The 20,632-nt window shown below is 39.3% G+C and carries 23 protein-coding genes; 8 read left to right on the top strand and 15 right to left on the bottom strand.

Annotated elements, in window-relative coordinates:
• Nucleotides 1-31: 31 nt before the first annotated feature.
• On the bottom strand, nt 32-1,423 hold the full coding sequence (gene nagE, locus B7E06_RS06685; protein ID WP_082233238.1) for an N-acetylglucosamine-specific PTS transporter subunit IIBC: 1,392 nt from the start codon (nt 1,421-1,423) through the stop codon (nt 32-34).
• Between the two features lie 200 nt (nt 1,424-1,623).
• On the opposite strand from nagE, the gene xylE reads away from it, so the two are divergent.
• A complete protein-coding gene (xylE, locus tag B7E06_RS06680) occupies nt 1,624-3,030 on the top strand; it encodes a D-xylose transporter XylE (protein ID WP_082233237.1) in 1,407 nt (468 codons plus the stop codon).
• A gap of 43 nt (nt 3,031-3,073) precedes the next feature.
• Here xylE and B7E06_RS06675 read toward each other — a convergent pair whose 3' ends face one another.
• The gene (locus B7E06_RS06675) at nt 3,074-4,231 is read right to left on the bottom strand and encodes an ROK family protein (protein ID WP_082233236.1); all 1,158 of its coding nucleotides are present in this window, start codon (nt 4,229-4,231) and stop codon (nt 3,074-3,076) included.
• A 216-nt stretch (nt 4,232-4,447) separates the two neighbouring features.
• Between B7E06_RS06675 and B7E06_RS06670 the strand changes: the two genes are divergently transcribed.
• Nucleotides 4,448-5,302 (top strand): GAF domain-containing protein, encoded by an 855-nt coding sequence (locus tag B7E06_RS06670; RefSeq protein WP_082233235.1) that lies wholly within the window; start codon nt 4,448-4,450, stop codon nt 5,300-5,302.
• Between the two features lie 125 nt (nt 5,303-5,427).
• On the opposite strand, the gene B7E06_RS06665 is transcribed toward B7E06_RS06670, so the two are convergent.
• Both B7E06_RS06665 and B7E06_RS06660 read right to left on the bottom strand, forming a co-directional pair.
• Nucleotides 5,428-5,607 carry a YjzC family protein gene (locus B7E06_RS06665; protein WP_082233234.1) on the bottom strand — a complete coding sequence of 60 codons (180 nt, stop codon included), beginning with the start codon at nt 5,605-5,607 and terminating at the stop codon, nt 5,428-5,430.
• An 85-nt stretch (nt 5,608-5,692) separates the two neighbouring features.
• On the bottom strand, nt 5,693-5,980 hold the full coding sequence (locus B7E06_RS06660) for a general stress protein (protein WP_082233233.1): 288 nt from the start codon (nt 5,978-5,980) through the stop codon (nt 5,693-5,695).
• A 182-nt stretch (nt 5,981-6,162) separates the two neighbouring features.
• On the opposite strand from B7E06_RS06660, the gene B7E06_RS06655 reads away from it, so the two are divergent.
• Together B7E06_RS06655 and B7E06_RS06650 are read left to right on the top strand one after the other, a co-directional pair.
• Nucleotides 6,163-6,678, top strand: a complete 516-nt coding sequence (locus B7E06_RS06655) for a DUF3231 family protein (RefSeq protein ID WP_082233232.1) — start codon at nt 6,163-6,165, stop codon at nt 6,676-6,678.
• A gap of 110 nt (nt 6,679-6,788) precedes the next feature.
• Entirely contained in the window at nt 6,789-7,100 is a 312-nt protein-coding gene (locus tag B7E06_RS06650) for a hypothetical protein (RefSeq protein ID WP_082233231.1), read from the top strand.
• Between the two features lie 63 nt (nt 7,101-7,163).
• Here the strand turns inward: B7E06_RS06650 and B7E06_RS21805 are convergent, their stop codons facing one another.
• The gene (locus B7E06_RS21805; protein WP_179134001.1) at nt 7,164-7,310 is read right to left on the bottom strand and encodes a hypothetical protein; all 147 of its coding nucleotides are present in this window, start codon (nt 7,308-7,310) and stop codon (nt 7,164-7,166) included.
• A gap of 136 nt (nt 7,311-7,446) precedes the next feature.
• The gene (locus tag B7E06_RS06645) at nt 7,447-8,988 is read right to left on the bottom strand and encodes an FAD-dependent oxidoreductase (protein ID WP_082233230.1); all 1,542 of its coding nucleotides are present in this window, start codon (nt 8,986-8,988) and stop codon (nt 7,447-7,449) included.
• A gap of 161 nt (nt 8,989-9,149) precedes the next feature.
• Between B7E06_RS06645 and B7E06_RS21800 the strand changes: the two genes are divergently transcribed.
• Nucleotides 9,150-9,314, top strand: coding sequence for a hypothetical protein (locus B7E06_RS21800; RefSeq protein WP_179134000.1), 165 nt, complete (start codon nt 9,150-9,152; stop codon nt 9,312-9,314).
• A 68-nt stretch (nt 9,315-9,382) separates the two neighbouring features.
• On the top strand, nt 9,383-10,522 hold the full coding sequence (locus B7E06_RS06640; RefSeq protein WP_082233229.1) for a M14 family metallopeptidase: 1,140 nt from the start codon (nt 9,383-9,385) through the stop codon (nt 10,520-10,522).
• Nucleotides 10,523-10,563: 41 nt separating this feature from the next.
• On the opposite strand, the gene B7E06_RS06635 is transcribed toward B7E06_RS06640, so the two are convergent.
• The 8 genes from B7E06_RS06635 to B7E06_RS06600 form a co-directional block, all read right to left on the bottom strand.
• The gene (locus B7E06_RS06635) at nt 10,564-10,938 is read right to left on the bottom strand and encodes a DUF2512 family protein (protein WP_179133998.1); all 375 of its coding nucleotides are present in this window, start codon (nt 10,936-10,938) and stop codon (nt 10,564-10,566) included.
• 102 nt (nt 10,939-11,040) lie between these two features.
• Complete coding sequence (locus tag B7E06_RS06630; RefSeq protein ID WP_082233227.1) at nt 11,041-11,346, bottom strand: spore coat protein; 306 nt, start codon at nt 11,344-11,346, stop codon at nt 11,041-11,043.
• Nucleotides 11,347-11,360: 14 nt separating this feature from the next.
• Nucleotides 11,361-11,561 carry a hypothetical protein gene (locus B7E06_RS06625; protein ID WP_082233226.1) on the bottom strand — a complete coding sequence of 67 codons (201 nt, stop codon included), beginning with the start codon at nt 11,559-11,561 and terminating at the stop codon, nt 11,361-11,363.
• 26 nt (nt 11,562-11,587) lie between these two features.
• The gene (locus B7E06_RS06620; RefSeq protein WP_082233225.1) at nt 11,588-12,409 is read right to left on the bottom strand and encodes a manganese catalase; all 822 of its coding nucleotides are present in this window, start codon (nt 12,407-12,409) and stop codon (nt 11,588-11,590) included.
• Between the two features lie 96 nt (nt 12,410-12,505).
• Entirely contained in the window at nt 12,506-12,688 is a 183-nt protein-coding gene (locus B7E06_RS06615; protein ID WP_082233224.1) for a YjzC family protein, read from the bottom strand.
• Nucleotides 12,689-12,770: 82 nt separating this feature from the next.
• Complete coding sequence (locus B7E06_RS06610) at nt 12,771-13,199, bottom strand: glucose starvation-inducible protein B (RefSeq protein ID WP_082233223.1); 429 nt, start codon at nt 13,197-13,199, stop codon at nt 12,771-12,773.
• 393 nt (nt 13,200-13,592) lie between these two features.
• On the bottom strand, nt 13,593-14,042 hold the full coding sequence (locus B7E06_RS06605; RefSeq protein ID WP_082233222.1) for a hypothetical protein: 450 nt from the start codon (nt 14,040-14,042) through the stop codon (nt 13,593-13,595).
• Between the two features lie 106 nt (nt 14,043-14,148).
• Nucleotides 14,149-15,666, bottom strand: a complete 1,518-nt coding sequence (locus tag B7E06_RS06600) for an alkaline phosphatase (protein ID WP_082233221.1) — start codon at nt 15,664-15,666, stop codon at nt 14,149-14,151.
• A 300-nt stretch (nt 15,667-15,966) separates the two neighbouring features.
• Here B7E06_RS06600 and glcD point away from each other — a divergent pair, with 300 nt between their 5' ends.
• Both glcD and B7E06_RS06590 read left to right on the top strand, forming a co-directional pair.
• The gene (glcD, locus tag B7E06_RS06595) at nt 15,967-17,379 is read left to right on the top strand and encodes a glycolate oxidase subunit GlcD (RefSeq protein ID WP_082233220.1); all 1,413 of its coding nucleotides are present in this window, start codon (nt 15,967-15,969) and stop codon (nt 17,377-17,379) included.
• Nucleotides 17,376-18,713: a (Fe-S)-binding protein gene (locus tag B7E06_RS06590; protein WP_082233219.1), complete on the top strand. Its 1,338-nt coding sequence runs from the start codon at nt 17,376-17,378 to the stop codon at nt 18,711-18,713. The genes glcD and B7E06_RS06590 overlap by 4 nt, the downstream gene beginning before the upstream one ends.
• A gap of 50 nt (nt 18,714-18,763) precedes the next feature.
• On the opposite strand, the gene B7E06_RS06585 is transcribed toward B7E06_RS06590, so the two are convergent.
• The gene (locus B7E06_RS06585; protein WP_179133997.1) at nt 18,764-19,885 is read right to left on the bottom strand and encodes a CdaR family transcriptional regulator; all 1,122 of its coding nucleotides are present in this window, start codon (nt 19,883-19,885) and stop codon (nt 18,764-18,766) included.
• Between the last annotated feature and the right edge of the window lie 747 nt (nt 19,886-20,632).

Here is a 20,632-nt window from a genome sequence, read left to right as displayed (position 1 = left end):
AATGAACATGATCTTTATAAACTTAATCTGATTACTTCATTTTCTTTTTCATAGCTTCTGCAATAAATTCTACTGAGGTTCCTATGATGACCTGGAGGTTTTGCTTCCCTATTTTAACAACTCCGCGCGATCCAAGCCGGGAGAGGGCATTCTCATCCACTCTTTCACGATCCACCATTTCAAGTCGCAGGCGTGTAGTACAGTAATCGAGCGCTTTAATATTTTCCGGCCCACCAAGTGCTTTCAAATACTCCCCAGCTTTTTCGTCATCTCCTCCACTTTTTCCTGCTTCCTGCTGTTCGGCTCCACTTCCTTCAATATCGTCATCTTCTCGTCCTGGTGTTTTCAAATCCAATTTTATAATGAGAAAGTAGAATATGAAGAAATAAACTAAAGATAATAGGAGACCAATAATAATAAGCATTAGGGGATTTTGGGCAATTCCATAGTTGAGGAGATAATCAATCAATCCTGCCGAAAATCCGAAACCATGCCGTACATCCAGCATATAGGCAGCAATCATTGATACCCCCGTCAACAGGGCATGTATGAAATAAAGCAGAGGTGATAGGAACATAAACGAGAATTCAATAGGTTCGGTTACACCTGTTAAAAAGGCCGTCAACCCAATACTAAAGAACATACCTCCCACTGCGGCCTTCCGATGTTTTTTCGCTGCAGCGTACATAGCCAGACATGCTGCTGGCAGGCCAAACATCATAACCGGGAAAAACCCAGCTAAGAAATAACCCGCATCCGGATCGCCATTTAGAAAACGATTAATTTCCCCTTTATATACATCTCCTGCTGCTGTTGTAAATGTACCAAAATCAAACCAGATTAGTGTATTCATCACATGGTGCAGACCGACCGGGATAAATAGACGATTGAGTACTCCATACACTCCAACTCCAAGTTCACCCGCATTTAAAATCCAGTTTGCTGTAGCGTTAAGAACGTTTTGAGGGTAAACCCATAGATATCCAAACACAAAAGATAATGCGACCATCACAAGTGATGTAATGATCGGTACAAACCTTTTCCCTCCGAAGAACGAAAGAAATTCAGGGAACTTAACGTCATGATATCTGTTATAAAGCATGCCGCCGATAATACCAGCAATAATACCTGAAAACACCCCCATTTCTATGTTTTTATCTATAGCTTCAATCCCGCCTTCAAGAACGAGGACACCAACTGCACCTGCCAATGCCGCAGCACCACTTCCATCCTTTGCAAACCCCATGGCTATACCAATTGCAAAGATAAGTGCAAGGTTCTCTAATATTCCGTTCCCTGCTGCAGTAACAAAAGGTATATCCAGCATATCTTCCATGCCCAAACGTACGAGCAAAGCAGCTGCCGGCAATGTCGCGATCGGAAACATCAGGGACTTACCGATACGCTGAAGAAAATTTAACATATACTTACCCACCCTTAATATCTATTGTTGAAAACGTTTCATACAAGTAAATTACCATGAATATATATAGTTGTCTATACCAATAACAAAAACTTAGTTCGTCCACTATACAAACTAAGTCAATGTTGATATACTACGATTATTGAAAGCGATTTCTTGAGAGGAGGAGGAAGTAACAATATCCGGTTACTTCAAATATTATGAAAAAAAATATGTATATCATTTTAATTACTCTGGTTGCCACATTGGGAGGACTGTTGTTCGGCTATGATACGGCAGTTATTTCAGGAGCAGAAGGTTCATTGCAGAGTTATTTCGCTGATAGCTTAAAGCTAAGCTCTTTAGTTCATGGACTTACGGTATCAAGCGCATTAATTGGATGTATAATCGGCGGCCTTTTATCCGGAGTTTTTTCTACAAAGTTCGGAAGAAAATACACATTGATTTTTGCTGCTATTTTATTTTTCATCTCTGCTCTCGGTTCAGCATATCCTGAATTTCTATTTTTTGAATCAAATAGTCCAAGTTACGCTTTACTTACTACTTTTAATCTTTATCGCATTATAGGAGGAATTGGCGTAGGGCTTGCATCGGCTGTATCTCCTATGTATATTGGCGAAATAGCCCCTGCCCATATTAGAGGTCGTCTAGTTTCTTTAAATCAATTTGCCATCATTTTTGGTATGTTGGTTGTTTATTTTGTTAATTGGGGAATTGCCAGAGGTCAATCGCTGGAATGGGTAAACGAAATTGGCTGGAGGCTTATGTTTGCTTCAGAAGCCATTCCTGCCGCCCTATTCCTGCTATTATTATTTGCTGTCCCTGAGACGCCAAGATATTTAGTCTCTAAAAATAAGAATAAAAAAGCATTTACAGTTCTCAATAAGATTTATGAGGAATCAAGAGCAAAAGCAACGTTACAGGAAATTAATCATTCATTTGATGCTAAAAAAGGTAAACTATTTTCCTTTGGAGTTCCAATTATAGTCATTGGGGTTCTTCTGTCCGTATTTCAGCAGTTTGTCGGAATAAATGTGGCGCTTTACTACGCGCCTAGGATTTTTGAAAGTATGGGAGCAGCCCGCGATGCTTCAATGTTTCAGACCATTATTATGGGGCTCGTAAATGTTGTTTTTACAGTAATAGCTATTTTGACGGTTGATAAGTTTGGAAGAAAACCGCTCCTGATTATAGGATCTCTCGGTATGACGATTGGAATGTTTGGTGTTGCAGGAATGGCATTTTCTAATGCCATTGGGATAGGAACTTTAATATTTATTATTATTTATACAGCTTCGTTTATGATGTCATGGGGACCGGTCGTCTGGGTATTAATTTCTGAAATCTTTCCGAATAAGATTCGGGGACAAGCTGTCGCTGTTGCTGTGGCAGCTCAATGGGCAGCGAACTACTTTATTTCTTCCACTTATCCGGTCATGATGGAATTCAGCGGTGGGCTTACGTATATGTTTTATGGATTAATGAGCATCCTTTCTGCCTTATTTGTCTGGAAGTTCGTTCCAGAAACTAAAGGTAAATCTTTAGAACAGCTTGAGAGGCAGTGGAGTCAAACTGATGAATTTTCCAAAGAGGTGAGCTCTTCATAAATAATTTCCCCCTTATCCAAGGTAATTCGGATAAGGGGAATTTTTAAAATTCATTTATAAATTTTTCTATCGTAAAATAACCAGCACCCAGAGCTGTTGAATACGGTGTAAGATTTGAAAACCTGATGGTGACATTCTCTGTTTGAAAGCTTAAAGCGTGACGGTTTACTGATTCTATTACTACATCTTCTAATAAATCTTTATATTCAGCCAAACGATTGCCGATGACGACTTCCTGTGGATTAAACGTATTTAAAATATTGCTGATCCCTGCACCTAGATAAAATCCGATCCTCTTAAATACTTCTCGGAGTTCTTTATTTGTGTCGGCTTCTTTTCTAATCTTCTCAAGACTTAACTCTTCTGAAAGTATGCCCATATTATCAACTTCCAGCTGGAGGGCTTTCTCAGATGCATACATCTCCCAGCAACCCTTACTGCCGCATGAACATTGCCTGCCCCTAAGATCAATTTTCATATGCCCCATTTCACCAGCATAACCATCTCTGCCTCTATAGAGTACCCCATTCATAATAATACCAATGCCTATTCCCATACCTGCACTGACATAGACTAAATTGTCTGCGGCTTCAGGATATTTCAAGCTGAACCCTTTTTCACCATAAGCTCCAGCATTCGCTTCATTCTCAACAAAGACCGGTACATTAAATTGCTCTTCGAGAATCTGTTTTAAAGGCACGTGTTCCCATTTTAAATTCGGAGCAAGCAGAATAACTCCCTCATTACTAACAATACCAGGAACACCTATGCCTATACCGATCATCCCATAAGGAGATTGTGGTGCTGAGCAGATGGTTTCCTTAATGATCTTAATGACGTCTGTAAGTATAACTTCTTTATTTAGTTCTGTTATTGTTTGTTTTTTTTCATAAATGACTTCCCCGTTTAAATTTATAAGCGTTGCTAATATGTAGTTCACCCCAAGATCAATACCTATGGAAAAACCGGCTTTTTCATTAAATAATAGCATGAGCGGACGTCTCCCTCCACTTGAAGAACCAGGTCCGTACTCAATTATTATTTCTTCTTCAAGAAGTTCAGAGGCAAGGGATGAAACTGTACCTTTAGTTATTTTTAATTTTTTTGCAATAGACGCTCTTGATATAGGGGAATCGCTAATAATGGTCTGTAGTATTCTGCTTTTATTTTGTGATTTAATTGATTGCTGACTCCATGACATTGACACATCCTCCAAATACTAATGGTTTTAATTCTATTTAAACACATCTTATGCTTTTACACGTGTAAAACCCTTACGATCCCTTTCTTTGAACGAAACCAAGCTTTCTTATATAATTGACTATCCGCTGCATTTAAATTAATAATAAGAATTTATATATGTTAAAATGAAAAAAAATATTATTTTACTTGAATAATATTTGGAAGGGGGATCTTTTTGACTGATCAATATAATTTAGGTATTTCTGATTTTCGGTCACTGAAAGCGGCCTCTAAAAGAATGTTTTCTTCCATCAGCAAGCGATTGAATGTACAAACCGCCTATGTAGTTAAACGCGGGGACAATGAGATGACTGTCTTAAGCTCTTATAATAATAAAGAAGAAATTGTACCAGAAGGGTTTACCATTGAATATAGCAAATCCTATTGCCGATTGATCCTTTCAAACAGCGATAGTACGGTAAACTCCATAAATCTTATGGAAAATGAATTAACGCGAGAGATGGAAATAACTCCCCAGCTGAAGATTAAGGGCTTCTTAGGTGTAACACTTCGTGATATGAATGGCCAAGTATTTGGAACTCTATGTGTCGGGGATAGTGAAGAACGCGAATTTAACAAGGATGATATTGAATATTTGAGATCAATGGCGGAAGTTCTTTCACATGTTATTGAACTCGATCAAACGAAATATAATATGGCTTTTTTAAATGTGCCCATTATCCCGTTAAAGAAAGGTGTCTCTATTCTTTCAATACAAGGTATTATCGATGAGCTCCGGTCAAAAAAATTAGTATCTGAGGCCCTTCGATATGGAGCTGACCAACAGCTATCTTATTTTATTATTGACCTGTCTGGTTTAATTATTCTAGATGAAGAGTTCCCTCCATCCTTAATAGAAATCGTGGAGTCCCTTCAGTTGATGGGCATCGAAACCATCATGACGGGTATTACTCCAGCTCTTGCTCGACAAGAAGTAAACAACCATTCATTTATATCATTAAGGGTTAAAACTGTACATAATATCCAAACGGCTTTAGAATATATCGGATTTCATTTAGTCGAAAAATAAACTATGTGTTTCCAAAAGTGCTAAAAATTAAAAAAGCGTGTGAAATTAAATGTAATAATCTTAATTTCACGCGCTTTTAATGTCATAACGGGAACTCATTGTCCCCTGCTTTAAGCTTTGTCCACTTAAGACGATTTTACCCAGTATGCTGCTTCCCCTTCAGATGGTGAAGGCGGGAATTGATCCCCTTCATTTAAATTAATTTCCGTCTGATCTTCTGCGTTCTTTCCATTCACAAGCTTGTCTACTTTGTATTTTCCACTTTCAGGGGCTTTTTCACCCGTTTTATATTGTTTATTTGCCATTAGAAAACACCTCCGTTATACTGTAATGAGAAATTGTTTACCAAAGTATTCAATTTCCAATCATTTTCTGTTTTGCGGTCGCAAATTAGGAATTTCGGTTTGAGTTAGAGCCGTTTCCTGAATTGCGGCCGCCTTTTTGTCCAATTTTTTCGTAATGCTCTTCTCCGTACTTCTTACTAGTGGTTTCTCCACCTTTTTGTCCTATTTCTTCAAAGTGCTTCTGACTATACTCATCACTTGTAGTTTCTCCGCCTTTTTGCCCAATCTCTTCAAAGTGCTCCTGATCATATTTACGCGCTGTTTCTTTTCCGCCTTTACTGCCTGCTTCTTCTCTGCTCATATTGCCTTGATTGTTATTCTGATTATTCGCCATTGTCCACTCCTCCTCCTAACTAAAATGTTATATCTACATAGGATACATACCACTTTAAAATGATCTAAAACATGTATTGTAAAATAATTGCAAGTCTCCCTTTACTTTAATAAATAAAATTAGAGTAACAACGAAATCTTTAGATAAACTATTCAAGAAAACTTTTTAGGAGGATACTATCTGTGGGAATTTTATCAGGAAATCAAGAAAAACAGCCTCTTCATTATGGAGAGATATTCGGTATGTGGACATACCTTGCTGTTGCAAAAGGATCACATGCTGCTTACCAAACTTATATCAACCATACAGGTGACAAAGAACTTAGGCAGCTATTAGAAGAATTAAACCAAGGGATTAAACAAGAAGTAAATGAAATCGAAGAAATTTTAAAAATTAATGGAATTGCTCTGCCTCCATCGCCTCCAGAGCGTCCGGTTGCTGATATCGAAGAGATTCCTGTAGGTGCCCGCTTTAACGATCCAGAAATCAGTGCAATGGTATCAGCAAATATCGCTGCTGGCCTTATTGCTTGCAGTCAGATTATTGGTCAATGTACAAGAGAAGATATTGCTATGCTTTTTGGGCAATATCATATGAATAAAGCACAAGCTGGTGCCAGGGCCCTTCGATTAAATAAAGAAAAAGGCTGGTTAATTACACCGCCTCTTCATACAAAGATTCCTGTTCAAACAACCTGATTTTAGTATGTGCCCTTCTCAAATAGAAGGGCACTTTTATTAGTTATACATGTCCTATGAGCATCAGGGCACATTAAAGATAAGTCTCATTTTAAATGGAGCTGATCTGAATGGTTAAGAAAAATCAAAAATACACCGACTTTGCCAATGTGGAAACTCAGCAGAATTTCCTTGCTTCTGAAGAATTTCCAGAAGGTCCTTTTGGTGCCGCTAAAGGAAAAAAGGTTCCTGTAGAAAACAAGGATACCCCTTGGAAGGAAGGACAGCAGTACTACAGTAATTCTGCCTATGAAAACCGCAACCTTCATGCAAATTTGCCCCGTCAATTTCCTGGCGCACACAATACTCATGATGATAAAAGCCGGGTTAGTGAACCTCCATATGAGACTTCTCCAAACGAGAATAATAGTCAAATGGAGTAAAAAACAGTCGCTTCCTTACTGGAAGCGACTGTTTAAATATGGGATTGATGTGATTAAACCGTATCAATTATTCAAAAGATTTTTTCCATATTCTAATAAATACTGCTCGGTCATCCATTGAACGAGCTGCTTTTCTTCTTCTTTTAATTCTCGACCGATCTTTATTTCAAAATCCTTCTTTAAATCCTCATATAGTTTCCAAGCTTTCACAATCAATCCCCCCGTACATTAGGACTGTGCTATAAACAAACGTTATTTATTAGCAACGATAAAGTTCGACAGATTTTGTCTTTTTTCTCATTATTTATACCTATTATAGGGGAGACTCAGTGTTATATCAATATAGTTAATTGATATTTACTAGCTTTTCAGACCGATAAAACAGCTTTAACGGTTTAACAGCAGGACCCTCAATAACTTCTCCTTCAGCCGTAAATCTGGAACCGTGACAAGGACAATCCCATGAGTTTTCAGCATTGTTCCAGGCGACATCACACCCCATATGTGTACAGCTTGTATCTACTACTGTTACATTTCCTTCCTCATCCTTATAGGCTCCTCCTTTTTTACCGTTATAACGGACGATAGAGGCCTCTCCTCTCTTAATATTCTCAACTGTATGATCTTTTCTATTAAGCTTCCCTTTAATAAATTCTTTAGCTACATCAAGATTTTCGAAAGCAAAATTGGGGATATCTTTATTGGCATTAAACCTGGATGGTTTAAATAGCTCCTCATATTTATTAGAAACTTTCGAAATCTGGTCTGTTATAACTTTGGCAGCAATTGTCCCATTCGTCATTCCCCACTTGGAAAAGCCTGTGGCTACATACACATTAGAATTCGTTTCAGTTACTGGTCCAATGTATGGAACCTGATCTAATGTCGATATATCCTGAGAAGACCATTTGTATGGAACGTCTGTAACCTTCCAATATTTTTTCGCAAATTCCAGTAGATTCTCATAACAGCGGTTTGTATTTTCTTTCTGTCCACTTGTATGACCTTCTCCTCCAATAAGAAGAAGTGAATCTCCTTTTTCATCTAGTGCACTTCTAATTGACCTCTTCGGGCTGCCAGCTCTTAAGTACATTCCAGCAGGAACATAATCCTCTGTCTTAACTGCTATCGTATAAGAGCGTTCAATATGGAGGCGGCTGAAATAAACCCCTTCAAAATCATTAAATGGGTAGTGTGAGGCCATAACCACATGATTCGATTCTACACGATGTCCATCTCTTACTATGACAGTTGGCGTATGGCCTTTATCAATATTTTCAGCCCTTGAATTTTCATAGATAGGAGTATTTTTTTCCTTAAGAAACTGGATCATTCCTTGAAGGTATTTAACAGGATGAAACTGTGCCTGCTGGGAGATAATTGCTGAAGAACGGGTCGGGTAAGGAAGCTCATCTTCATCTGTCCATCCTCCTTTAATGTTCAGCTCCTGATAGGCGGCTACTTCTTTCTTTATTAATTTCTCCTGTTTTTGGGTATCTGCATAGATAAAAGCATCCTGATATGAGAAGTCACAGTCGATCCTCAGCTCTTTTCTTATGGTATCAATCAGATCGAACCCTTCTTGATTCGCCTCATAATAAAGCCTTGCTTTTTCTTGTCCTAAAGACTTTTTCAAATTGGCATAAATAAGGTCATGCTGGGAAGATATCTTTGCGGTCGTATAGCCGGTTGTTCCCTCTACAAGTCTTCCAGCTTCCAGCAGCACCACATCGAAACCTTGTTTAACAAGCATGTAAGCTGTTGTAGTCCCTGTAATTCCTCCCCCTACAACTGTGACCTCTGTTTGAATATCTTTATCTAATTTTGGAAAAGAAGTTATTTCCGTTGTTCTCCACAACGATTGAGAAGGAATAAATTGTTCTTCCATTAAAACTGCCTCCTTTATAAAAGTAGTACCCTTCTGTACCCCTAATACTTTTGATTAAAAAGTATTTAACCGTCTACCGTTCATTTTTTTAAAATAATGTTTAAAAGATCTCCATTAGAGGAAAAAAATTATATAAGAATCATCTAAGGAGGTTTTAAACAATGACTGATCACAAAAACCAAAGATATCAACATGATAACCGTTCTCCTGAACAGAAAATAAAAGAAGAAGACCCGAACCGTGACGTAGACCCACAAAGAGAAGTGGAAGATAATAATCGTTCTAATAACAAAAGTGAAAAAAATCCAGATGACTTTGACTCTTAAGCTAAGGGCTGAATTCTATTCAGTCCTTTTCTATATCTAATACCATTAATAAAAGGAGAAAAACTATAATGGAGAAAACCAACGTTTACTTTAAAAATACCTATGAAGAATCACGTGAAGTTTTTCGGAGTCATTTACAAAAAATAAAGCAGAAATGGCCTGATGCAGAGCTTTCAACCGAAACAATTGGACAAGGACAGGACAATACCATTGATATGATTTATGCAGATGCCACTACATCTAATAACCAAGTGCTTTTTTTCACTTCCGGAGAACACGGAATTGAAGGATATGCCGGAGCAGCAATGATTCATTTATTTGTGGAAGAGTATTTGGATCAGGTAGATGAGGAAACTACAGGGATTTGCTTTATCCACGCTTTAAATCCATGGGGCATGAAAAATTTCCGGAGAGTAAATGAAAACAACGTTGATTTAAATAGAAATTATCTTTATGACGCGGACTCTGTTCCAACAGATGTAAACACTCACTATGCGAAAGAAAGTGAATTATTTCTGCCAAAAGGAAAAATAAAAGATCTTGATAAAGAGAGAAAGAAACTTTATAAAGATCTGGGAATCGCTCTCGCTAAAGAAGGCTATGGAGGTCTAAAAGAAGCGAAAGGCATGGGTCAGTTTCAGTTTCCGCGTGGTGTATATTTTGGGGGAAGCAGAGAAGAGGAGACCACTGCTTTCTTAAAGAGCATTCAGCGGAAGCTGCTTGGTAATTTCAAGCGCGTCATTCATATGGATTGGCATACCGCTCTGGGACCCACTAATGAAATCACAATGGTAGTTTCTGAAAATAATCCTAAGGAAGAAAAAGAACTTGAAACAGAATACCACTTAAAAAATGTTAATAAATTTACGCCTGAAAAAGTTAAAGGTGATTCAACCAACCATTTTTATAAACTTAAAAAAGAGGAATATCCACACTCTTATCTTTTCACCGCCCTATTTGAATTCGGTACATTTGGGACAAGTAAAAAAGCCGAGCTAAGAGAATTCATGACCATTATTCTCGAAAACCACTTATATTGGGAAGGGGCAGAAAATGAAAAGGACAGGAAATGGATTTTAGATGAGTTTAAAGCTATGTTCTACCCTGAAGAAGAAGAATGGAGAGAATCAGTATTAAGAGAAGGACGAAATGGCATTGAGTCTGTTTTAACAACCGAACGTATCTTACCTGAGACTTTAAAAAAATAAATAAACTTCCCCGGGGTCTTATTAAGAGTTCCGGGGTCTTTTTATGCCTCTTTTCTTACATGACTGCTTCTTTTACTTAGCACGTTTCTTGCCATATACTTGTGAAACAGCCATTCTGTACATGAGATAAACAAAGCGGATATTACTGCAGTTAAAAGAATATTAATATTAGGAAATACTATCTTTCCTATCGGCCATGCAACAATTACGGAAAGGCCGAAATCTCCCATTGTTGTTATCCAGTTCCCATAGGAAGGGAACATCCATATATCACCTATAACATAGCCAAGCACTGTTAGGACTAAGCTGACAATGAAGATAGATGGCAGTGGTATGTTCCACAGACTTAGGACCACTCCGTGGACAATAGAAGTTCCAACAAATTTAACAATTATGGCTTTTAAATGGGATCTCATCTTATTGCACCTTCCTTCAAGGAGAGAAATCATTCCGTTTATCATGAGTGAGCCACAGGGATTAAACCTAAAAAAGAGGCGGAGAATTACTCCGCCTCTTTTTTACTTACTGTCTGTAGGCATTTCCAATGCTACTTCAGCTTTTTTCAGGTCATGTTCCACCTGTTCACCAATATCGTACGCATGGTATAACTCATTGTCAATCATATACTGCGCGATTTTATGATGAAGATCAATGGCATCATTTAACTGTTTTTTCAAAGTTTCATGGATATCATCACTTGCCGTTTCAGTAATTGCTACAGCATAACTTCTTACTGCCGCTTTAGCAGAAACAAGTAAATCAGTCGCAATTACTTCGTCTGTAATTAATTCTTTATTATTAATCTTATCCAGTATGCTCGCCATGTTACTTCCTCCTTTTATTTAACTTCCTCTAGGAACCCTTTAAGTTCTTTAATTGCATCCTGAGAAATTTTAGTATCTTCTTCTAAAATTTCTTTCAATTTGCTGTCTGATGCCAAACCTTGCATCATAGAAGATTTCGCAGCACAAGCATTTTTTATTGTTAATATTTCATGTACCTCTAAGATCTCATGTTTTGCATAACCTTTAACTGACATAATCATTGTCCTCCTTCATCTGTAATTTATTTAGTTGGCGGTGTACCGTGTACATAGGAAGGCGCTGGCTTTAATTCCTGTTTGCCGCCGTGTGCTTTTGGTTCCTTGACATAAGCAAATTCCCCGGCACCGTCAGGCGTTGCACCAGAAGCCCAGCTTCCTTCTGCACTTTCTTCACCTTCTGAGAAATTGATCAGATCATAGGAAAAGTCCGTTGCTTCCCATTCTCTTGGAACTGTACCAGGCACCGTGGTTCCGTGAACTTCTTCAAGTTCTTTAAGAGCCGCATACCACTGATTTTGGTGCATGGTGTCACGGGCTAACAGGAAGGACAGCATTTCTTTAATTCCACGGTCATCTGTCATCTCATAAAGACGAGCAACTTGAAGACGTCCTTGAGATTCAGCGTTTAAGTTCGCACGCATGTCGGCTACTAAGTTACCGCTCGCAATAATATATCCGCCGCTCCAAGGTACCCCTGCGCTGTTCTCTGGCATAGCACCTAATCCGGAAACAATCGCGTGGTGCGGGTTCATTCCGCCCATAATAGCACCGATCACCGGATCTTCTGCTGCTTTTTCCTGCTCATTAAGCGGAGCATTGTCCAGCAATCTAGCAATCATAGTAGAAATCATTTCAATATGTCCAAGCTCTTCGGTACCTGTATCCATAATTAAATCTTTATACTTTTCATCTCCACGGGCGTTCCAGCCTTGGAAAAGGTACTGCATGGCTACTGAAATTTCACCAAATTGCCCCCCAAGAATCTCCTGTAGATGCTTAGCAAATAGTGGATCTGGACGCTCAGGTTTCGCATGGTATTGCAATTCTTTTTTGTGGGAAAACATGTTTATTTCACCTTGCCTTCTCATATTTGTTAAAATTTTCTATCGCAGTGCGGAATAAAACCCTCTTGATGCTAGCATCAAGAGGGTTTTATAAGCTTATGAGGAAGCTTTTACCCAATAGGCTGCTTCATTCTCAGATGGAGACGGTGGAAATTGATCTCCTTCATTAAGATTGATTTCTGTATTATCTCCACTGGTATTACCGTTTACCAGCTTATCTACTTTATACTTACCGCTTTCTGGTGCCTTCTCGCCAGTTTTATACTGTTTATTAGCCATCAATGGCCACCTCCGTATAGAAATTGTTTACAAAAATATTCACATATCATTTTCTGGTAATATTTCTCTCTCTAAAGATCTCTTAGGAATTACGGTTATTGTTTGAGTTAGAATTGTTGCCTGAAGAGTTACGTCCGCCTTTTTGGCCGATCTTCTCATAGTGCTCTTCACCGTACTTCTTGCTTGTGGCTTCTCCGCCTTTTTGACCAATGTTTTCGAAATGCTCCTGGTCATACTCTTTCGCAGTGGTTTCTCCACCTTTTTGACCGATGTTTTCGAAGTGCTCCTGGTCATACTCTTTTGCTGTCGTTTCGCCGCCCTTTTGGCCGATTTCTTCGAAGTGGTCCTGATCATACTTGCGGGCTGTTTCTTTTCCGCCCTTTTGACCAATATTCTCGAAATGCTCCTGATCGTATTTGCGGCTTGTTTTTTCTCCGCCTTTACGACCTGCTTCTTCTCTGCTCATTGTTCCTTGATTGCTATTATTGTTTTTGTTACTGTTTTTAGCCATTTCGATTTATCCTCCTTCAGAAATTTTATTACATAGAGACAATTCACCAATACACAAAAACATAAACCTCTTTTTTGGTAAATTTCTACATGTAATATTATCGTAAAAAAATAATTACTTTATATATTTTCTATAAATTACTTATCCGGCAAGGAATTTACACTGTTAAAATCCCCTTACTACCTGCACTCGGACTAATAAAATGAGGATTTCTCATGAAATTATTATCACTTATGTAAATTTTTTATTTATTTTTTTAATATTAAAAGCACTTCTCCTACCTTGAACGGAGAAATAATATAAAAATTCGTAAGATAGCTACTGGATTATAACTAAAAAAAGACCGTCTAAGCGGTCTTAAGCCTTTAAAGAAAATGGAGCAGTGAGATCTTTTTATTTGTTATAATCCCACATCAGCTTCCATTCTCCCTTTTCCTTAACTGCATACATTTCCTGCTGAATGTGAAATGTCCCATACTTTCCCTTGAACGTTTGAACCACCTTTGTAGAATAAACATGGTTAAAGGTGCGGCTTCCTTCTTCCATAGACCACTTTTTCACTTTTTTAGTACTTAAAATCTCTAAAGTAAAAGTGGTTACCCCAAAGTGATTCATAAAGACGTGGGCCCGATCCTGCAGATAATGCCCCTTATCAAATTTATCTTTCATTAGAGGATGAAACATCTCCCAGGATTCTGAAAACTCCCCTTGCTGCTCAAATTCATAAAAGCTTACTACAGCCCGCCTTGCACTTTGGGAGGGCATCATAAAAAAAGCTGCCAATATCGCAGCTAAGGAGACGAGGACAAAAATGAGCACGAGAAGTCCTTTAGATTTGGACATTGGATCTCCCCTTTAACTGTCAGCATTTTTATCAATGTATGCTTTTCCCATCTAAGTTATCTCATAAGAAAACCCTGCAGAGAAAAGATCTCCGCAGGGTCTTAGTTTATGCAGTTGTTTTCTTTTTTCTAAACAGGAAGATAGATCCAGTGACAAGCAGCAGCCCGCCAAGAAGCATTCCAGTTGGATAGGAAGTGCTGGTATCCGCTAACTCCCCTCCATCTTCCCCAGGAGAAACACCTAAAACTTTGAAGATGTTTTTCGCTTGGTCTGTATTATCGATCATTCCCGAAAACATATCGGAACCTGGTCCATATGCATATACAGGCACATCGTCACCTGTATGTCCATCGGTTGTCCATCCTGTTAATGAGCGTTTATTAAAAATTTCTTCAATGGCGTCATCTACTGCCAATATAAGGTCCTCTTCTTCCATTTCTTCCGACTGACCTTCTTCGTAAGCATCAGTGACTGACTGTAATTCTTCACTTTCGATATCAAAGTCAATGTTTTCATTTAAAACACTTTCAATATCCTGTCCTTCCGTAACAATTTGATTCGCCATATAATCCGGAGTTTTCTTTGCTGCTTTTATAACGTCAGTATTCCAGTTATATTCCCCATCAGCGCCAATAGAGAATCCGCCGGTACTGTGGTCAGCGGTTGCAACGACAAGAGTATGCTCGTCCTCTTTAGCAAACTCAATCGCCGATTCAAAGGCACGCTCGAAATCTTCCATTTCACTCATAGCTGCGACGACATCATTATCGTGCCCAGCCCAGTCAATCTGGCTTCCTTCTACCATTAGAAAGAATCCATCCTCATTTTTCTTAAGCTGATCTAAAGCGGAGGTTGTCATTTGCTTTAAGGTTGGCTGTTCTTCCGGACGGTCGATATATTTATCCATTCCGACAGGGGCAAACAAACCTAAAACCTGTTCATTTGTGTTTTCTTCAAGCTCACCTGTTGTTTTTACATAATTGTAGCCATCTTCTTCAAATAACTCAGCAATGTTACGATCATCGTTTTCAAAGTAGTCTGTTCCGCCGCCAAGCAGAACATCAACTTTATGTTCGCCATTGATTAAATCATCATAGTAGTCGTCTGCAATTTCCTGATAGTTTTGTCTAGACACGTCATGGGTACCATAAGAAGCCGGAGTGGCGTGGTTTACTTCAGAAGTGGATACTAACCCTGTTGACATCCCTTTTTCCTTGGCAGCTTCTAACACTGTCGGGGTATCTTCTTCCTCTAAGTCCTTAGCAATAGCCCCGTTATAGGTTTTAACACCGGAAGACATAGCTGTTGCCGTAGCGGCAGAATCCGGCACATTTTCTTTCACGTCATCTTCTCCACCTTCATAGTATGGATCGGCAGAATAAGTAGATTGCATGCCTACTAAGTAATCATCAAAAACCGTTTTCTCCATTTCCTGGGTATCAGGATCGTCTTTCATGTAGCGGTGTGCCGTTGTGTATGTAGCGCCCATTCCATCCCCGATTAACATAATTACATTCTTAATCTCGGGTTCTTCTTCGGCATGAACCGCAGGTACTGCTGTACCGGCTGCAGTCCCAAATAATAATGTGGCCAACATTCCCATTGAACAAACTTTCTTCTTCATTAAATCCCTCCATATAAGAATATTTTACAATTAAATCCTATCATTCTTTAATTTACTAAAAACCATTATTTTGTAATAATTTTGTAAATGAAACTATTATAGTAGGTCATTAGGATGAAACAGAGAACTAAAAAAGAAGTTTTATAAAGTAATTGAACTAATTTTCAACTCCCTCTTATTTATAGTTTTATATAATTATCAGCAAAAGTTTAAGTCATATTTTGTATATTCCCACATATTCATTATCTGGGCTCTCGAGTATGATAAAAGTAAACCAGCTTAGCTGATCAGGAGGCCGTTATGCTTAAGAAAAAAATTATGAAACAGTTAGTACATATAGTTGGGGAAGATAATGTCCAGTCTTCCAATGCCAGTAAGCTGGCTTATTCATATGATGCCACCCCCCAATTTCAGGCTATGCCTGATGCCATTGTGGCACCGCGTAATACAAATCAGGTTTCTGAGATCGTAAAATTATGCTGCAAACATAAGGTTCCTATTGTTCCCAGAGGATCAGGGACAAACTTGAGCGCAGGAACGACTCCTTTAGAAGGAGGGATTGTCCTGCTATTTAAACATATGGATAAACTCCTCGAAATCGATGAAAATAATCTCACTGTGACTACTCAGCCTGGTATGAATACTCTTAAGCTGATTGAAACAGTGGAAGCTAAGGGACTTTTTTATCCGCCTGATCCAAGCTCAATGAAGATATCTCAAATCGGTGGAAATATTAACGAAAATTCCGGTGGCTTACGAGGATTAAAGTACGGGGTGACTAGAGATTATGTCATGGGACTTGAAATTGTCCTTCCCAATGGAGACATCATTCGTACGGGTGGAAAACTTGCTAAGGATGTAGCCGGATATGATCTCACCCGACTCTTCGTGGGATCTGAAGGCACCCTTGGAATCGTAACTGAAGCTACATTAAAGCTCGTGCCTCTCCCTGAGTCTAAGAAAACAATGCTTGCCCTTTATGAAGACCTAAATGCCGCAGCCGAGAGCGTTTCGAAAATTATATCGAGCCGTATTATACCAACTACTCTGGAATTTCTAGATCAGCCGACACTTAAAGTCGTTGAAGATTTTTCAAAGATCGGTCTTCCTACCCACGTGCAGGCGGTATTGTTAATAGAACAAGATGGAACAGCTGATGCTGTTGAACAAGACATGAAAAAAATGCAGCAAATCTGTCAGGAAAACGGAGCAGTACAGGTAGACACTGCTAGAACAGAAGCTGAAGCTGAAGCCCTTCGTACAGCCAGGCGTTCAGCCTTATCAGCCCTTGCCCGTCTAAGACCGACAACAATCCTTGAAGATGCGACCGTTCCACGTTCAGAGATTGCCAGAATGGTTCAGTCTATTAATGAAATTGCAAAGAAACATAGAGTAGATATCTGTACATTCGGCCACGCCGGTGACGGCAACTTACACCCCACTTGTTTAACAGATGAAAGAAATAAAGAAGAAATTGAACGTGTAGAAGCAGCATTTGAAGAGATTTTTAAAAAAGCGGTGGAACTCGGAGGTACGATCACAGGAGAACACGGTGTCGGAGCAATGAAATCTAATTACCTGCACTTAAAGGTAGGAGAAGCGGGGATCAGTGTGATGCAAAGTATGAAAAATGCATTCGATCCAAATAACATAATGAATCCAGGAAAGATTTTTGCTAAATCTAATCCTAAACGAGTGGTGGTGAAAAGATGAATAATAAAGAAAAGCAGACCATTCAGAAAGAATTTAAAGAAAAAATGGATTATGACGAGCTGTTAAACTGTATGCGCTGTGGTTTCTGCCTTCCTAGTTGTCCTACTTATATTGAATCAGGCTATGATGAAGTGCAGTCACCAAGAGGAAGGATCGCCCTAATGAAAGGTGTCGTCGACGGAGTGATTGAACCTGACGAAGAAGTAAAACGTTCCTTAGACTTATGCTTAGGCTGCCGTGCTTGCGAGCCGGTCTGTCCTTCCGGGGTAAACTATGGCCACCTTCTTGAGCAAGCTCGTGACATCATATATCAGAATCAGAAAATGTCCTTACCGGCAAAGGTTCTTAGAAAAACGGCCTTTGAAGGTTTATTTCCTTATCAGAATCGAATGAGAACAGTAACAGGACTTCTTAGTTTTTACCAACGATCCGGTGTGCAGAAAGCGGTTCGGAAATCAGGCTTCTATAATTTCCTTCCAGACTCTTTAAGTACAATGGAAAAAGTTCTGCCTGAAGCTCCTAAGCGAAAAGAGATGCTCAGCCGGCCGAGACACCTTAAACCTCTATCACCTCAAAAGAAAAAAGTAGCTTTTTTCACCGGATGTCTGATGGATACGCTCTTTCTTTCAACAAATGATGCCACTATAAAACTGCTGCAGCACGCGGGCTGTGAAATCGTGATACCTGAAAGTCAAAATTGCTGCGGTGCCCTGCATGGCCACAGTGGTGAAAAAAATAAAGCCAAGCAGCTGGCTAAGAAAAATATAATGGTCTTTGAACAAGAAGATGCAGATTATATAATTACAAATGCGGGAGGCTGTGGTGCTTTTCTCGTCGATTATTCCCATCTCTTAAAAGATGAAGAAGAGTGGAAAGAACGGGCAGAGAACATGGCAAATAAAGTGAAAGATGTTACGAGTATCCTCGTAGAAATGGATTTCCATAAACAAACGTTAAAGCTAAACTCTCAAATTATTACTTATCAGGATTCCTGTCACTTAAAAAATGGCCAGCGTACTTTTATGGAACCACGAATTCTATTAAGTTCAATCGAAAATGTTTCATATGTAGAAATGGAAGACGCCGGGAGATGCTGCGGTTCAGCGGGTATTTATAATCTCGTAGAAACAGAAATGTCCATGCAGGTCCTTGACTATAAAATGATAAAAACAAAAGAAACGAAAGCCAAGACAATCGTTACCGCAAACCCTGGCTGTCTTTTGCAAATGAAGCTTGGAATTGAAAAAGAAGGGTTATCTGGTGAAATGAAAGCTGTTCATATCGCAGATTTATTACTGGAAGCCTTTGAAACAGCTCAAACTCAACCTGTTTAAATCGAAAAGAAAGCCCTGGGGATGACAGACGGATACCAGGGCTTTCTTTTTTATTTTCTATGGGAATACCTGCCCATAATACTAAGAGCTAAATAAAACAACGTAATTCCTTCGGCTTCCCTCGGATCAATTCCTGTCAGATTTTTCAACTGATTCAGCCGGTAATGTAGAGTATTCACATGGATGTTCAGTTCCCTAGCTGTTTCAACCAATGATTGATTGTTAGAGAAATAACCTGTTAATGTTTCCATCAATTCTTCTTTTTCCTGAACAGTTCCGAGGACTCTCTCTAAATATTCACGCTGAGCTGGTTCACTCACTTCCTCTAAAATAATATCAAGCATTAATTCATCATAATGGATCATACGACCGCGAGCTTTAGAAACCTTTAATGCTTTTTCAGCTTCCGTATATGTCGGCTTTAAATTCCTTTTGGCTGTTGATTTACTTACACCAATCGCTAACTTTAGATCATGCTTTCGCTGGAAAGCCTCCTGCCATTGCTTAAGCTCACGTTTCAACTGACGTTTATTATCATTTTCCTCCGTACTTTTTAATAGAAGAAATTGCCCTTCGCCCCACTGAGTGAATATATTCTCTGGTTGGGAAGGCATGATCTGCCGAAAGGTATCTTCCATAAAAGAATAGACACGACTTTGACTGGAATTCACATGAAATAAAATACAAAGGTGAGGTGTATCAACCGATATTCCTAACAATTCACCTCTATGTACAAAATCGTCATCTACGCCATCAGTGTAGAGCCATTCATAGAAGTAAGATTCAAGCCCCCTGGACTGTGCAGCTTTTCGCTCCAAATAATAAGTTTCTCGAACCATAAGCTCTGTCATCTTTCTCAGCAAGTCAGCGTATGGTTCTACAGTATCCGGCTTTCCTGTAATACCGATCACACCAATGACTTCTCTTTCAAAAAAAATAGGAAGGTTTATTCCTGCTTTTACTCCGTTAATATGCCGTGCTTCAGCTTGAGATATGTATTGTTTCTTTTGGGTATTAAGCACTCGTTGAGCGACTTCATGAAAACTGCCGATACGTTCTGGCTCCGTGGAAGCAATAATGACGGCTTTCTCATCTAAAACGATGATATTTTCTTTTAAAACAAGCTGGACTTCCTGAATAATTTTATCAGCAAGTTCGGGGAGAAGTTTCAATAATCTCATCCTTTATTATTGATTACCTGTATTATATCAAAGCATTAAAAAAGACGAGCAGAGAATGCTCGCCTTTTGGCTATTTGAATTCTAGGCCTAACTTTTCATTTTAGGTAGAGCACAGACTGGTCCGTTTACTGTAATAGGAGGGACGAGGCTGGGAAATAGCTCGCTTTCCCCAGGGAGCCGGGGAGCTAGCCCGCTCACTCGCGGATCTCACCATGGCTTATCTCCTTACAGAAGTCTTACGTTTTTCATTTAGGTAGAGCACAGACTGTTCCATTTACTGTAATAGGAGGGACGAGGCTGGGAAATGACTCGCTTTCCGCGGGGAGCCGGGGAGCTAGCTCGTTACACTCGCGGATCTCACCTTGGCTCTATCTCCCTGCAGGAGTCTCGCCATTTCCCAGCCGCTTTACCGTTGTCGGGATAAACGGAACACTATGTTTGGAGTAAAATCCTCTACTATTAGCCTCTTACGTTAATGTTCCGTTACTCTAAATACATAAAGGGCCAGGGGAAACGGCGAGACTCCTATGGGAGGATAGAACAGGGTGAGATCCCGGAGGGCGAAAAGTCCGAGGAAGCTCACCGTTCGCCCATGGAAAGCGAGTCTTTCCCCAGGCCCGATTTTCTAATCAAAGTAAACGGAACTCTTTTCCCCTTTAAAGCAAACTTACCATCGAAGCCTACTTCACAGATAAGTAAGGGAAGTCGTTTCTACTAATGGTATTGGGAACTGAAGCA

It is taken from the genome of Halobacillus massiliensis (genome assembly GCF_900166625.1).
Taxonomy (GTDB): domain Bacteria; phylum Bacillota; class Bacilli; order Bacillales; family Halobacillaceae; genus Halobacillus_A; species Halobacillus_A massiliensis.
This window is presented reverse-complemented; position numbering and strand designations above follow the sequence as displayed.

What these genes read in the sequence shown, in the direction of transcription:
- B7E06_RS06635 (WP_179133998.1), bottom strand. Translation starts at nt 10,938, where the DNA reads ATGAGATCCCATTTAAAAGCCATAATTGTTAAATTTGTTGGAACTTCT.
- B7E06_RS06630 (WP_082233227.1), bottom strand. Translation starts at nt 11,346, where the DNA reads ATGGCGAGCATACTGGATAAGATTAATAATAAAGAATTAATTACAGAC.
- B7E06_RS06650 (WP_082233231.1), top strand. Translation starts at nt 6,789, where the DNA reads ATGGTTAAGAAAAATCAAAAATACACCGACTTTGCCAATGTGGAAACT.
- glcD (WP_082233220.1), top strand. Translation starts at nt 15,967, where the DNA reads ATGCTTAAGAAAAAAATTATGAAACAGTTAGTACATATAGTTGGGGAA.
- B7E06_RS06660 (WP_082233233.1), bottom strand. Translation starts at nt 5,980, where the DNA reads ATGGCGAATAATCAGAATAACAATCAAGGCAATATGAGCAGAGAAGAA.
- B7E06_RS06640 (WP_082233229.1), top strand. Translation starts at nt 9,383, where the DNA reads ATGGAGAAAACCAACGTTTACTTTAAAAATACCTATGAAGAATCACGT.
- B7E06_RS06615 (WP_082233224.1), bottom strand. Translation starts at nt 12,688, where the DNA reads ATGGCTAATAAACAGTATAAAACTGGCGAGAAGGCACCAGAAAGCGGT.
- B7E06_RS06590 (WP_082233219.1), top strand. Translation starts at nt 17,376, where the DNA reads ATGAATAATAAAGAAAAGCAGACCATTCAGAAAGAATTTAAAGAAAAA.
- B7E06_RS06610 (WP_082233223.1), bottom strand. Translation starts at nt 13,199, where the DNA reads ATGGCTAAAAACAGTAACAAAAACAATAATAGCAATCAAGGAACAATG.
- B7E06_RS06625 (WP_082233226.1), bottom strand. Translation starts at nt 11,561, where the DNA reads ATGTCAGTTAAAGGTTATGCAAAACATGAGATCTTAGAGGTACATGAA.
- xylE (WP_082233237.1), top strand. Translation starts at nt 1,624, where the DNA reads ATGAAAAAAAATATGTATATCATTTTAATTACTCTGGTTGCCACATTG.
- B7E06_RS06605 (WP_082233222.1), bottom strand. Translation starts at nt 14,042, where the DNA reads ATGTCCAAATCTAAAGGACTTCTCGTGCTCATTTTTGTCCTCGTCTCC.
- B7E06_RS06675 (WP_082233236.1), bottom strand. Translation starts at nt 4,231, where the DNA reads ATGTCATGGAGTCAGCAATCAATTAAATCACAAAATAAAAGCAGAATA.
- nagE (WP_082233238.1), bottom strand. Translation starts at nt 1,423, where the DNA reads ATGTTAAATTTTCTTCAGCGTATCGGTAAGTCCCTGATGTTTCCGATC.
- B7E06_RS06665 (WP_082233234.1), bottom strand. Translation starts at nt 5,607, where the DNA reads ATGGCAAATAAACAATATAAAACGGGTGAAAAAGCCCCTGAAAGTGGA.
- B7E06_RS06620 (WP_082233225.1), bottom strand. Translation starts at nt 12,409, where the DNA reads ATGTTTTCCCACAAAAAAGAATTGCAATACCATGCGAAACCTGAGCGT.
- B7E06_RS21800 (WP_179134000.1), top strand. Translation starts at nt 9,150, where the DNA reads ATGACTGATCACAAAAACCAAAGATATCAACATGATAACCGTTCTCCT.
- B7E06_RS06645 (WP_082233230.1), bottom strand. Translation starts at nt 8,988, where the DNA reads ATGGAAGAACAATTTATTCCTTCTCAATCGTTGTGGAGAACAACGGAA.
- B7E06_RS06600 (WP_082233221.1), bottom strand. Translation starts at nt 15,666, where the DNA reads ATGAAGAAGAAAGTTTGTTCAATGGGAATGTTGGCCACATTATTATTT.